Annotated in this window: 12 protein-coding genes and 1 pseudogene; 6 read left to right on the forward strand and 7 right to left on the reverse strand. The window is 70.2% G+C overall.

Annotation, left to right across the window (positions count from 1 at the left end; translation table 11 throughout):
* A pseudogene (locus VN520_RS27315) lies at positions 1-1,004 on the reverse strand (alkene reductase); the annotation flags it as partial.
* A 155-nt stretch (positions 1,005-1,159) separates the two neighbouring features.
* Here VN520_RS27315 and VN520_RS27320 point away from each other — a divergent pair.
* On the forward strand, positions 1,160-1,552 hold the full coding sequence (locus VN520_RS27320) for a MerR family transcriptional regulator (RefSeq protein ID WP_325749613.1): 393 nt from the start codon (positions 1,160-1,162) through the stop codon (positions 1,550-1,552).
* 129 nt (positions 1,553-1,681) lie between these two features.
* Here the strand turns inward: VN520_RS27320 and VN520_RS27325 are convergent, their stop codons facing one another.
* The 4 genes from VN520_RS27325 to VN520_RS27340 all read right to left on the reverse strand — a co-directional run bounded on the left by VN520_RS27325 (position 1,682) and on the right by VN520_RS27340 (position 5,597).
* A complete protein-coding gene (locus VN520_RS27325; RefSeq protein WP_325749614.1) occupies positions 1,682-3,436 on the reverse strand; it encodes an NAD+ synthase in 1,755 nt (584 codons plus the stop codon).
* 233 nt (positions 3,437-3,669) lie between these two features.
* Positions 3,670-4,095 carry a CBS domain-containing protein gene (locus VN520_RS27330; protein WP_325749615.1) on the reverse strand — a complete coding sequence of 142 codons (426 nt, stop codon included), beginning with the start codon at positions 4,093-4,095 and terminating at the stop codon, positions 3,670-3,672.
* Positions 4,096-4,221: 126 nt separating this feature from the next.
* The gene (locus VN520_RS27335; RefSeq protein ID WP_325749616.1) at positions 4,222-4,926 is read right to left on the reverse strand and encodes a DUF305 domain-containing protein; all 705 of its coding nucleotides are present in this window, start codon (positions 4,924-4,926) and stop codon (positions 4,222-4,224) included.
* Complete coding sequence (locus VN520_RS27340; RefSeq protein WP_325749617.1) at positions 4,923-5,597, reverse strand: DUF3105 domain-containing protein; 675 nt, start codon at positions 5,595-5,597, stop codon at positions 4,923-4,925. Before VN520_RS27340 ends, VN520_RS27335 begins: the two co-directional genes overlap by 4 nt.
* Before the next feature lie 243 nt (positions 5,598-5,840).
* On the opposite strand from VN520_RS27340, the gene glnA reads away from it, so the two are divergent.
* Both glnA and VN520_RS27350 read left to right on the forward strand, forming a co-directional pair.
* Positions 5,841-7,202 carry a type I glutamate--ammonia ligase gene (gene glnA, locus VN520_RS27345; RefSeq protein WP_014156604.1) on the forward strand — a complete coding sequence of 454 codons (1,362 nt, stop codon included), beginning with the start codon at positions 5,841-5,843 and terminating at the stop codon, positions 7,200-7,202.
* Positions 7,203-7,346: 144 nt separating this feature from the next.
* Entirely contained in the window at positions 7,347-8,030 is a 684-nt protein-coding gene (locus tag VN520_RS27350; RefSeq protein WP_325749618.1) for a hypothetical protein, read from the forward strand.
* Here the strand turns inward: VN520_RS27350 and VN520_RS27355 are convergent.
* Positions 8,027-8,473 carry a DUF6892 domain-containing protein gene (locus tag VN520_RS27355; protein ID WP_325749619.1) on the reverse strand — a complete coding sequence of 149 codons (447 nt, stop codon included), beginning with the start codon at positions 8,471-8,473 and terminating at the stop codon, positions 8,027-8,029. The two genes, VN520_RS27350 and VN520_RS27355, sit on opposite strands and share 4 nt — an antisense overlap.
* 332 nt (positions 8,474-8,805) lie before the next feature.
* Between VN520_RS27355 and VN520_RS27360 the strand changes: the two genes are divergently transcribed.
* Both VN520_RS27360 and VN520_RS27365 read left to right on the forward strand, forming a co-directional pair.
* Complete coding sequence (locus tag VN520_RS27360; protein WP_325749620.1) at positions 8,806-9,021, forward strand: DUF6243 family protein; 216 nt, start codon at positions 8,806-8,808, stop codon at positions 9,019-9,021.
* A gap of 1,139 nt (positions 9,022-10,160) precedes the next feature.
* The gene (locus tag VN520_RS27365) at positions 10,161-10,919 is read left to right on the forward strand and encodes a GntR family transcriptional regulator (protein WP_325749621.1); all 759 of its coding nucleotides are present in this window, start codon (positions 10,161-10,163) and stop codon (positions 10,917-10,919) included.
* A gap of 55 nt (positions 10,920-10,974) precedes the next feature.
* Here the strand turns inward: VN520_RS27365 and VN520_RS27370 are convergent, their stop codons facing one another.
* Positions 10,975-12,219 carry an MFS transporter gene (locus VN520_RS27370; RefSeq protein WP_325749622.1) on the reverse strand — a complete coding sequence of 415 codons (1,245 nt, stop codon included), beginning with the start codon at positions 12,217-12,219 and terminating at the stop codon, positions 10,975-10,977.
* A 277-nt stretch (positions 12,220-12,496) separates the two neighbouring features.
* On the opposite strand from VN520_RS27370, the gene VN520_RS27375 reads away from it, so the two are divergent.
* Positions 12,497-12,973, forward strand: a 477-nt coding sequence (locus VN520_RS27375; protein WP_325749623.1) for a hypothetical protein, incomplete at its 3' end; no start/stop codon positions are given.

The raw sequence follows: 12,973 nt of genomic DNA on the forward strand, positions 1-12,973 counted from the left end.
GTCGGCGGGCGCGAGGGGCAGGTTCGTGCGCAGGCGTTCGACCAGGTCGGGATTGGCGAGGAAGCCACGGCCGAAGGCGATCAGGTCGGCACCCAGGCCCAGCCAGTGGCCGGCTTCCGCCGCCCCCGTCTGCTTCGGGCCGCCGGGCACGCTGGGGCTGACGATCAGGGTGCCCGGCCAGGCCTTGCGCAGCTGGAGAAGGATCTCCTCGTCGGCGGTGGCCTCCAGGTGCACGTAAGCGAGGCCGAGACGGGCCAGCTCCGTCAGCAGGGCGGTGTTCAGCTCGGCCGCGTCGTCCTCGGTGACACCCCAGATGCCGCCGCCGGGCGACAGGCGGATGCCCGTACGGGCCGCGCCCACGGACTCGGCCGTGGCGGTGACCGCCTCGACGGCGAAACGGATCCGGTTGGTGACCGAGCCGCCGTAACGGTCGTCGCGCAGATTGGCGTTGGACGACAGGAACTGGGAGATCAGGTAACCGTTGGCGCCGTGCAGTTCGACCCCGTCGAAGCCCGCGTCGACGGCGCGGCGGGCGGCGTGTGCGTAGGACTGGACGTGCTCGGAGACCTCGTCGGTCTCCAGGGCCCGGGGCACGGGCATCGGCTGCGGGCCCTTCGGGGTGAACACGCTGCCCTCGCCGGGCACGGTCGACGGGCCGACCGGCTGAAGACCCGTGGTGTCGTGGTGCGAGACCCGGCCCCCGTGCATGATCTGGGCAAAGATGCGTCCGCCGCTGATGTGGACCGCGTCGGTCACCTGCCGCCAGGAACGCGTCTGCTCGTCGGTGTGCAGGCCGGGTGTGCCCGGGTTGGACTGTCCGCGCGGCTCGGCTGGACGCCCTCCGTGACGATCAGTCCGGCCGTGGCGCGCTGCGCGTAGTAAGCGGCCATCGAGGGGGTGGCCAGACCGCCGGCGGCGGCCCGGACGCGGCTCATGGGGGCCATGACGGTCCGGTTGGGCAGTGTGAGCTCGCCGAGGCGGTAGCTGCTGAACAGGGAGGGCATGTCGGTTCTCCTCGCGTACACATGTGCTCCGGCTGCCGAAGCGCATGGGTACGCTAAAACCTGACACCGGTGTCAGAGGCAACCGGGAGAACACCGCGGTCCCTGTGGGGTGCACCACAGGTCCCGCGCTGTTGTGGACCACCGGGGAGGCAGTCATGCGGATCGGGGGACTCGCGGCACGCGCCGGAGTGAGTGTGCGGTCATTGCGCTACTACGAGCAGCGGGGACTGCTCACCAGCACCCGCACCCCGAGCGGACAACGGCAGTACACGGAACACGACGTGGACCGCGTCCACTTCATCCAGGGGCTGTACGCGGCCGGTCTCTCCAGCAGCACGATCGCCGAACTCATGCCGTGCCGCGACGCCCCGAGCGAGCACAACTCCGACGCCACGCTGGAGCGGATGGCCCACGAACGCGAGCGGATCACGGCGCAGATCGATGATCTCCTGCGGGCCCGGGACACCCTCGACAGGATGACGGCCGTGGCCCGGGCCCACCGCGAGTCCCTGCTGCGCCCGGTACCCGTCGCGGGCGGACCGGCGTGACCCGGGGCTCCCCACCGTTTCCGCCCGTGGCCGTCTCCGTGTGAGCCGGCGCGGCGGAGCCCGCGTCCCCGGCCTCTCCAGGTGCGCGAGAGGCCGGGCGGATCCTGCCTGCCCCGCCGGCCGTGACGGTCAGCTCGACTCGCGCCAGTGGTTCGTGACCGGCAGCCTGCGGTCCTTGCCGAAGCCCTTCGGCGAGATCTTCGTGCCCGGCGGGTACTGCCGCCGCTTGTACTCCGCCGTGTCCACCATCCGCAGCGTCCTCGTCACCAGGGCCTCGTCGAACCCGGCCGCCACGATCGCGTCCCGGCCCTGGTCCCGGTCGACGTACAGCTCCAGGATCCGGTCCAGCACGTCGTAGTCCGGCAGCGAGTCCGTGTCCACCTGGTCCGGGCGCAGTTCGGCGCTCGGAGGCTTGGTGATGGACGCCTCCGGGACGGGCGGTATCTGACCCCGCTCCTCGGCGGCGCGGTTGCGCCACTTCGCGAGACGGAAGACCGACGTCTTGTACACGTCCTTGATCGGTCCGTACGCGCCGACGGAATCCCCGTAGAGCGTCGAATAACCCACCGCCAGCTCGGACTTGTTGCCCGGCGCCAGCACGATCTGGCCCTCCTGGTTGGAGAGGGCCATCAGCGTCGTGCCGCGCAGCCGCGACTGCAGGTTCTCCTCCGCCAGTCCGGTCAGCCCCAGCGACTCCATGAAGGCGTCGAACATCGGCTCGATCGGTACGGTGCGGAAGTTCAGCCCCGTACGCCGTGCCAGCTCGGCCGCGTCTTCCTTGGAGTGGTCCGAGGAGTACTTCGACGGCATCGAGACGCCGTACACATGCTGAGCCCCCAGCGCGTCGCAGGCGATCGCCGCGACGAGCGCCGAGTCGATGCCGCCGGAGAGCCCGATCAGGACACTGCGGAAACCGTTCTTCGCGACATACGCGCGCAGGCCCACGACCAGCGCGGAATACAGCTCCTCATCGTCGTCGAGCCGCTCCGCGTACCCTCCGAGGTACTCCGGCTCGTAGGCGGGGAGCGGTGCCTCGCTCAGGACCACATGGTCGATCCGCAGCCCGTCGTCGACGACCCCGGACGGCGCCTCGGCCGCGGCGGCCGGCAGGTCCAGGTCGAGGATCACGCTGCCCTCGGCGAACTGGGGTGCGCGGGCGATGACTTCGCCGGCCCTGTCGACGACGATCGAGTCCCCGTCGAAGACCAGTTCGTCCTGACCGCCGATCATCGCCAGGTACGCCGTCGTGCAGCCGGCCTCCTGGGCGCGCTTGCGGACCAGTTCCAGCCGGGTGTCGTCCTTGTCGCGCTCGTACGGCGAGGCGTTGATCGACAGCAGCAGTCCGGCTCCGGCGGTGCGCGCGGCCGGGACGCGGCCTCCGTCCTGCCAGAGGTCCTCGCAGATCGCGAGCGCCACATCGATGCCGTGCACCCGCACGACGGGCATCGAGTCGCCCGGCACGAAGTACCGGAACTCGTCGAAGACGCCGTAGTTGGGCAGATGGTGCTTGGCGAAGTTCAGCGCGACCTGCCCGCGGTGCAGCACCGCGGCGGCGTTGCGCGGGGACCCCGCGGGCTGCCCGTAGCGCGGTGCGGCATGCTCCGAGCGGTCGAGGTGGCCGACGACGACCGGCAGCTCCCCGAAGCCCTCGTCGGCGAGACGGGCGGCGAGCGCGCGCAGCGCGGTCCGCGACGCCTCCACGAAGGACGAGCGCAGGGCCAGGTCCTCGACGGGGTATCCGGTCAGCACCATCTCGGGGAACGCCACGAGGTGGGCGCCCTGCTCGGCGGCGTGCCGGGTCCAGTGGACGATCGACTCGGAGTTGCCGGCCAGGTCACCGACGGTCGCGTCGATCTGATTGAGTGCGAGGCGTAGTTGAGGCACCCGGCCAGTGTAATCGTCTGACTGACGCGATGTCCTGGCCCGTCCCTCGTCCGTACCTGCCCGGACGTGATGGCCCGGCCCTGGCCCGTCCGCGATGGCCCGGCCCTGCCCGGACGTGACGGCCCATCCCTGCTCGTCCCCGCCCGTCCCCGTCCGGAGGCGCCGGACCGGCTCAGGACGGCGGGGACGGACGAGGGCGGGCGGCGGTGGACGGCGTGTCCGGCCCGCGGGGATCAGGTGCGGGAGTAGACCCGTTCCGCCCAGCCGGCGACCTGCTCGTCCGAGAGGTGGAGCGCCAGATCGGCCTCGCTGATCATGCCGACCAGCTTCTTGTCCTCGACCACCGGGAGCCGGCGGATCCGATGGCTCTGCATCTCCTCCAGCACGGCGTCCACATCGGCCGTCGACTCGATCCAGCGCGGAGTGCCGTCACAGAGCTCGCCCGCCGTCACCTTCGACGGATCGTGCCCCGACGCCACACACTTGATCACGATGTCGCGGTCGGTGATGATCCCGACCATCCGGTCCTGCTCGCCGTTGGCCGAGACGGGGAGCGCCCCCACCTTGTGGTCCCGCATCATCTGAGCGGCGCGGTCGAGCGTCTCGTGGGCGGGGATCCAGTGGGCCCCGGTGTGCATGATGTCCTTGGCCGTGGTCATGGGGTTGCCTCCTGCGTGCCGACGGGCACTGCTGTACGGCCCCGAGCCCTTCCATCGTCGCGGGCCCGCCCGGCGCACGCGAGCGCGCTGTCACCCGTTCGGGCGTACGCCGGGCCGGTTGCGCGCTCAGGAACGGGGCGCCGCCCCGCGCGCCGCGAGCATGTCCGCCATCAGGTCCAGCTCGGACTGCTGGGCCTCGGCCATCCCCTGGGCCAGGCGCTTCTCCACGGGCACGGTGCACTGCTCGGCGCAGCCGCGGGCCATCGCGACGCCGCCCTTGTGGTGGTCGGTCATCAGCTGCAGGAAGAGGATCTCGGCCTGCTTGCCCGCTGCCTCATCCAGCCGCTTCAGCTCGTTCCTGGTCGCCATGCCGGGCATGAGGGCCCCGTCGCGGTCCGCGCCCCGCGTGCCGTGGCCGCCGTGCGTGCCGTGGCCGTCGGGGGTGCTGCGGGTGCTGTGGGCGTCCCGCATCCAGCTCATCGGCCCCTCCCCGTCGGGCGCCGTCTTCGGCAGCTCCCACAGGTCCAGCCAGCCGAGCAGCATGCCCCGCTGGTTGGCCTGCGTGTGGGCGATGTCGTACGCGAGGCGCCGTACGTCCTCGTCACGCGTCCCGTCCCGTACGAGGAACGACATCTCCACGGCCTGCTGGTGGTGGACGGCCATGTCCCGCGCGAAGCCCGCGTCCGCGGACCGAGCCGAGGGCGTACGAGGCCCGGACGGAGCCCCCTCGCCCCGGGCGGAGGCGACCGTCGCCGCACCGGCGAACAGCAGCGCGAGGGCCACGGCGGAACCCGCCGCCCACTGCGTGCGACGGGTGAGGAACGCGCTCACCCGTCGACCCCGCCGGTGCAGGGCGCGCCGGGCTCGGGCGTCTGCGCCCCCTGGACGTACTTCGCGAAGAACCGGGCCACCCGTGCGTCGTCCGCACCGTCCACCGTGACCTGCTTGCCCCAGGCGCTCAGCATGATCGCTCCGGTCTGGCCCTCGTACGGCGACATCAGGGAGAACGGGGTGCTCCTGACCCGGGACGCGAGAGCGTCGACGTCGGAGCCGGACGCCTTCTCGTTGTACGTCACCCAGACCGCGCCGTGCTCCAGGGCGTGGACGGCGTTGACGTCCGGGACGGCCTTTTCGTACACGACGCCGTCGCAGTTCAGCCAGGCCGGGTTGTGGTCCCCGCCGACGGGCGGCTTCATCGGGTACGTCACGTCGGTCGTGACGTGCTTGCGCGTCAGCGCCGCCGAGTCCCACGTCTTCTCGTCCGCGATCGGCAGGACGGCGAGCTTCTTCTTCTCCTGCTCGGTCTGCTTGGCGTCCTGGGCCCGGCTCTCCTCGTTCTTCTCCTTCGCCTCGGACTTCTCCAGGAGCATGTACGAGCCGAAACCGAGCAGGCCGGCGACGACGACGCCGCTCAGCCCTATGACGACGACGCGGTTGCGGCGGTCGCGCGCGCGGTCGGCGTTGCGCATCTGCTCTATGCGTGTCCTGCGGTCGAAGCTCATGTCGTCGTGTCCTTCTGCCAAGGGGTAGGGAGGGACGGGAGCGGAGCGGAAAACCTGGGCGTGCGAGGCCGGGGCCGAGTGGCTGCGGCCCTTGCACACCACGGGCGCCGATCGTAGTGGGTGGCCGCGTGCTCTCTCTCACACCGTGTGCGTAATGTGGGTGAAATCCCGGGTCGTGATACTGAGGTGTCCCCCTACCCCGGGCGGTGGTGCACGGACCGTCTGAACTGCAAGGATGTGGCTATGGACAAGCAGCAGGAATTCGTCCTCAGGACGCTTGAGGAGCGCGACATCCGCTTCGTACGGCTGTGGTTCACCGATGTTCTCGGTTACCTCAAGTCCGTCGCCGTGGCCCCGGCCGAGCTCGAACAGGCCTTTGACGAGGGAATCGGCTTCGACGGCTCCGCGATCGAGGGCTTCGCCCGTGTATACGAATCGGACATGATCGCGAAGCCGGACCCCGGCACGTTCCAGATCCTCCCGTGGCGTGCGGAGGCCCCGGGGACGGCGCGGATGTTCTGCGACATCCTGATGCCGGACGGCTCGCCCTCCTTCGCCGACCCGCGCTTCGTCCTCAAGCGCATCCTGGCGAAGACCTCCGACCTGGGTTTCACCTTCTACACCCACCCGGAGATCGAGTTCTTCCTGCTGAAGAACAAGCCGGTCGACGGCAGCCGTCCCACCCCGGCGGACAGCTCCGGCTACTTCGACCACACCCCGCAGAACGTCGGCATGGACTTCCGCCGCCAGGCGATCACCATGCTCGAATCGATGGGCATCTCGGTCGAGTTCAGCCACCACGAGGGCGCCCCCGGCCAGCAGGAGATCGACCTGCGGTACGCGGACGCGCTCTCCACCGCCGACAACATCATGACCTTCCGCCTGGTCATGAAGCAGGTCGCGCTGGAGCAGGGCGTGCAGGCCACCTTCATGCCGAAGCCGTTCTCGGAGTACCCGGGCTCGGGCATGCACACCCACCTCTCCCTCTTCGAGGGCGACCGCAACGCCTTCTACGAGTCGGGCGCCGAGTACCAGCTGTCCAAGGTGGGCCGGTCCTTCATCGCGGGCCTGCTCAAGCACGCCGCGGAGATCTCCGCCGTGACGAACCAGTGGGTCAACTCCTACAAGCGCATCTGGGGCGGCTCCAGCCGCTCCGCGGGCGCCGGCGGCGAGGCGCCCTCGTACATCTGCTGGGGCCACAACAACCGCTCCGCGCTGATCCGCGTCCCGATGTACAAGCCCGGCAAGACCGGCTCGGCCCGCGTCGAGGTCCGCTCCATCGACTCCGGCGCCAACCCCTACCTGACGTACGCGGTGCTGCTCGCCGCGGGCCTCAAGGGCATCGAGGAGGGCTACGAGCTCCCGGCCGGCGCCGACGACGACGTCTGGGCCCTGTCCGACTCGGAGCGCCGCGCGATGGGCATCGAGCCGCTGCCGCAGAACCTGGGCGAGGCGATCTCGCTGATGGAGAAGAGCGAGCTGGTCGCGGAGACGCTGGGCGAGCACGTCTTCGACTTCTTCCTGCGCAACAAGAAGCAGGAGTGGGAGGAGTACCGCAGCGAGGTCACCGCCTTCGAGCTGAAGAACCTGCTGCCGGTGCTGTAACCGCACCTGCTGTATATACACGGCTTCGGGCCGGCGGCTCCACGCCGCCGGCCCGAAGCCGTTCCGGACATCCTGGGCCGTCTGTGGGCCGTCCGCTGCCGCAGCGACGGCAATGGAGGACGGCGTGGTTGGGACGATGTCCTGGTGAACTCCTTCTCGTATTTCAGCATCGGTCCTGACCATGACAGGCAGCGTCTCCCGGAGCTGAGGCGGGCCGAGCCCGGCCAGTGGCCGAAGTTGGAGGCTGCGCTCGCTGTGGTCAATCGCGACCTGATGGCGACCCTGCCGGGTCAGGACGCGCTGATCCTGGTGGTTGCCCCGTCCTGGGATCCTTTGCCCCGGAGCGGGATCGACAGGGGGCAGGTCTACGTGGCGATGCCGGACGGCCGTTGGGACGGTAATGCGGTGAATGCGTGTGATCTGGAGGAGGGCGACCCGCCGGAGCCGGATGATGCGGCGACGGTCCTGACCGTGGTCGCGGATGCGGCACAGACGACCGTCATGGAGCTGCTCCGGCAGGTCTGGCCTGTCTGCCGGGAACACAGGACCGGAATGCACCCTCGTCCCGCGGGGACCGCTGACGGCTGGTACGAAGGCGAAACGGACGTGGCCGGCCCGCCGGTGTGGTGGTGCCGGGGCGGCCGGGACGGCAAGGCCCACGAAGTCTCCCCGGTGGGCGAGTTGGCCGCCACTCTGCCGGGAAAACAGCGTCGCGCGCTGCGGCGCAGCGAGCGGGAACGAGACAGCCGTCAACAGTCGCAGGGACGGACAACTGCACGGCACGGCCGGAACCCGCCGTCCACTGCCACCCGTGAAGCACGGAGCTAGTCTTCCGTCGCTATTCCTCGCTCCTGCAGGACCTCCAGGAACTCCGGGGGCCAGAAGTCATCGGCGCCTCTGATCCGCTTGAGGTTGGGCAGGAGCGGCAGGTCGTCGAGGGAGCGGACGTCGTAGAGGTCGTCCTCGCCGTCCCAGACCGGGGAGCAGTGGGCGTAGACCTGGTGTCCGCCGTCGAGCAGCAGCTCTTCCACGGTGGCCAGGAGGCCGGGGCTGATCTCCAGGGCCTCGAAGTGGTCCCGGGCGGCGGGGACCACCTGGTACTCCAGGGCGTTTTTCACGGTGTACGTGTACGCGGGGTCGCCGCCGTACTCGATCAGGCCCTGTTCCACGAGGTGGGCCCCCAGGTCGAACCTGGGGGTGAGGGTTCCGTCGTCGTACATGAGCCGCTCGATGACCAGCAGCTTGAAGTTGAAGTCGGTGAACTGCGTCATGGGAGCAACATACGGGCGGGGTACGACAGTCCCCGGACGCCGGGTAGCTCTCGGCGAGGATCCTGCTCCCCCCCACGGAGGAGCAGGAGCGGAGTCCTGCCGTATGCGACCTGCCTCACACCCCGGCCGAGTGGGACACCATGACCTCGGCTGACACCGGGGCGGCGGAAGGACAGGTGTGCGGGGCCGGCGGGACCGGGTAACGTCTTCGTCATTCCAGGTGCCGGTTCACGAGTGAGAGCGTGATGGGCCGCTGCCGACGTCCCCCGACGTCGCCGCCCGTCCCCACCGATGAATCCGTAGACCACTTCACCTCATTACCGGGAGAGCCCGTGACCGTGAGCAAGAACATCAACAACCCCGTGGGCATGGGTGGCGGTCAGCGCAAGAAGCTGTCCCGCGCCGAACGGCAGAACAACGGCCCGCACCGCAACCTCGACCGCCGGAGCGCAGCCGACCGTAAGGCGGAGCTGGTGCGCAAGATGCGTGAGAAGGCGGGCGTGGCGGAGGGCGCCGGGCAGACGGGCGACGGCACCGCACGGAGCTGAGCACCGCCGCCGCAGGGCGGCACCGCACACGGGGCAGGGCCCGGACCGCGACACGCGGTCCGGGCCCTGCCCCGTACCGGGCGCGGCCGGTCCCGCTCGGCTCTCCCGGCCGACCGTCCTGAGGCGCACGGCGGACCGGGAGCCGACCAGGTCCTCCGGGAACTGGAGGGACTGGGTGTGACTTTTCGCTCGGAGGAGTACCGCGGCGAGGTCACGGCCTTCGAGGTGAAGAGTCTGCTGCCGGTGTTGTCATTCCTGCACGCGGTCCCGGGCCGACAGTGCGACATCCCCGGCCCGGGACCGTTTCATCTGCGGGGGTCGCCCGGTGCGGTTGAGGCTCCGGGGGATCGAAGCGCGCCGGCGTAACAGCACTCGGAGGGCCCCCTCCCCACACGTGTGCCGGGGAGGGCTTGCGAGACCTCCTCCTCCGTCTCTGCCCAGGTGTGGTGTGCGGTGTGGCCGAGGAACAGGCAGCAGCCTTCCCGGGCGGGGTCCGGGCCGATGGCGGGGCAGTCCGGGAGTACGGTCAAGGCCACGTCGGTCCCGCACCAGCGGAGCCACAGCGCGGTGCCGTGCTCCAGGTCATCGAGCAAGCCGTGGTGATCACCGGTGTCGTGTGCGGACAGCTGGCACCGCAAAGCGCTGTCGACGTGTCCCGAGGGCGACTGCTCACGTGCTTTCCGCGCCAGATCGAGTGGCAGGCGCCGCCAATGCGTGCACCGCATCACGACACCGTCGGGAGGGAACCGGGCAGGTCTCGTTCCGCGCGCCGGAGGTAGGCGCATGGAGGGAATCTGCCAGGGAGGTCCAGAGGCGCGGGCCCGTTTCCCACACGTGTCTCGGTGCGAGGTCCCCAGGTCCGACCGGAGTCGTGTGACACCCGCAGTGTTATCCGTACAGCATCAGTCCCGTACGCCGGCATGTGCGAATCCCTTCTTCGGAGTCTCCACCAGGCAACCTCTCTAGATATCTCAGTGAAGCGATGTTCTCTAGAGATGTCAATGTTCCCTGGAGGCCCGGTGTTTCGAGTTGTCACGAGGTGAGGGAGGCGGGCCGGCGTGATCGCTCGCGCGAGACGTACGTTTCACGTGTGAAACGAGCCTCTAGGCTGTCCGGAGAGGAGTAAGGAGAGATCATTCATGGCCACCGAAGGCGCCAAGCGGCAGCCGAAGTACCAGCGGATCGCTGATGCGCTGAGGGATGCCGTGCAGGCAGGGCGGTACGGCCCTGGCGACCGGCTGCCGGGCGAGAACGATCTGATGGCCGAGCACGACGTGGCGCGCATGACCGCCCGGCAGGCTCTAGGTGTTCTGCAGAACGAAGGCATTGCCGAGTCCCGGAAGGGCGCAGGAGTGTTCGTACGCTCCTTCCGCCCGCTGAGGCGCCAGGGCATCGAACGTCTGACTCGGTCGCAGTGGGGCGAGGGGCGCTCGATCTGGGAGGCGGACACGGAGGACCGCACCCTGGTGGTGGACAAGGTGCGTGTCACGGAGGAACCGGTGCCGGATCGCATTGCCGGAGTGCTGGGGATCGAACCGGGTGGTGCTGTCTGCGTTCGTCGTCGTCGATTCGTCCTGGACGGCAAGCCGATCCTGCTGGCCACCTCGTACCTCCCCGCATCCCTGGTCGCAGGGTCCGCGATCACCCGGGAGGACACAGGGCCCGGAGGCACGTACGGGCGACTTGCCGAACTGGGCGCCGGACCCGTCCGCTTCCGGGAGGAGATCCGCTCGCGCATGCCCTCGAAGGCCGAGACCGCAGAGCTGGAACTCTCGGCGGGCACTCCCGTCATGCTGATCTGCCGCACCGCGTTCGCTGACGGGGGCCGCCCCGTCGAGGTGAACGAGATGACGCTCGACTCCGCGTCCTACATCCTTGAGTACGACTTCGACGCGTAGTGCCGGTGACGCCCGGCGGTTGTCCCGGCGAGGACCTCGCCGGGCCGGAGCCGTTTCAGTCGCGCCGGGCCGTCCGCTCCGCTGGATCGGGCGCGGGTGCCTTCGCGGTGTGCACTTCCGGCGGCGTGCTGCGGCGGGTGCCGATGGCCGGGGCCAGGAAGACCGCCACGGCGACGAACGCGAGGACGACGATCATGGCGGAGCGCAGGCCGTAGTGGTCGCCCAGGAAGCCGAGGCCGGGGGGCCCGACGAGGAAGGCGATGTAGCCGATCATCGCGACGAGGCTGACGCGTGCCGCCGGGTCGGGGCCCGAGTCGCCGGCCGCGGACAGTGCGACCGGGAAGCCGAGTGAGGCCCCCAGGCCCCAGAAGAGCACGGCGGCGCCGGCGAGGACGGGGGAGTCGGCGAAGACGACGAGTGTGAGTCCGAGGGCCGCGGAGAGCGCGCTGGCCCGGACGACGGGGGCGCGGCCGAAGCGGTCGATGAAGAAGCCGCCGCTGAAGCGGCCGATCGTCATGGCGGCGGCGAAGCCCGCGTAGACGGCCGAGCCCAGCGCGGGGTCCACCCCGTGGCCGTCGACCATGAGCAGCGGCAGCCAGTCGTTGGCGGCGCCCTCCGCCAGCGCCATGGCGAGAATGATGCCGCCGATCAGCAGCAGCCGCCTGTCCTTCCATACCGCGGCGCGGGCGGGTGCCGTGCTGTCGTCGGCCGACCGGGCGCCCCGGGTTCTGCCGACCCCGGCGGGGATGGCGCGGACGGCGTACACGAACATGCCGGCCGCGATGACGGCCACGGCGCTCAGGTGCCACTGCACCGGGAACTCGACGGCGGTGCACAGGATGCCGGCCACCGCCCCCACGACCGTGCCGAGGCTGAAGAAGCCGTGCAGGGTGGGCAGCACCGTCCGGCCGGTGATCCGTTCGACCTCGGCGCCGTCGATGTTCACCGCGACCTCACTGCCGCCCATCCCGGCGCCGAAGAGGAACAGGCCGGCTGTGACGGCCGGGGCCGAGGAGAGCGGGGACCCGCAGCCGATGACCACCAGGCTGAGGATGACCAGCGCCGTGCCCACGCCCATGACCGGCCTGGTGCCGAACCGTGCCACCAGAGCCCCGGAGCCGAGGATGCCGAGCATGGAGCCGACGGACAGGCCGAACAGGACGAGCCCCATCTGGGCCGTGGAAGCACCCAGTTGGTCCCTGATGTCGGGCGTCCGGGTCACCCAGGAGGAGATCGCCAGACCGGGCATGAAGAAGAAGAGGAACAACGCTGTTCGGCGGCGACGGGTGGCCAGGTCCATCAGACACGACTTTCACGAGAACACGGCAGGGCGGAGGTCACCCCGGGACGGGCATGTACGAACGTACACTCCCGGATCGAACAGAGGAAGGGGGCCCGGCGAGGAGCGGAGGAGGGAGGCGTTGGATCGCGTCCGGGTGCCCGGGCCGGCCCCGATGTGCGCTCCGAAGCGCGCTTCGAAGCGTGCGGAGGTACAACCGGGGCAGCCGTACCCGTACACCGTGGGCCCGCCGTGGCCGGCCCACGGACCGATGCCGAGCTGAGGAGGAGGACGGCGCATGACGACGCTGGCCGTGACGGGGCACATGGATCTGACCGAGGAGGCCGTGCCGCGCGTACGGGCGGCGCTGCGCGAGCTGCTGGAGCCCTACAGCGAGGACCTCACGGGGGTCTCGTGCATCGCCTCCAGGGCGGACGCGCTGTTCGCGGAGGAGGTCTCCGCCATCGGGGGCCGCCTCGTCGTCGTCATCCCGTCCCTCGACTACCGCAGTGCTGTGGTGAAGCCCGAGGACGCCCCGGTCTTCGACCACCTCAACGAAACCGCCATCGAGGTGCAGACCCTCCCGTACGAGACCGCCGACCGCGCGGCGTACGAGGCGGCCGGCTCCGAGCTGCTGAAGCGCGCGGACCGGCTCGTCGCCGTGTGGGACGGCAAGCCGCCCGCGAACGGGGACGGTGGGACTGCCGGCCTGGTCGAGGAGGCCCGGCGTGCCGGCGTGCCGGTCGATGTGGTCGGTGCGGACGGGGCCGTGCGG

Origin of the sequence: Streptomyces sp. (genome assembly GCF_035563135.1) — a bacterium.
GTDB lineage: Bacteria > Actinomycetota > Actinomycetes > Streptomycetales > Streptomycetaceae > Streptomyces.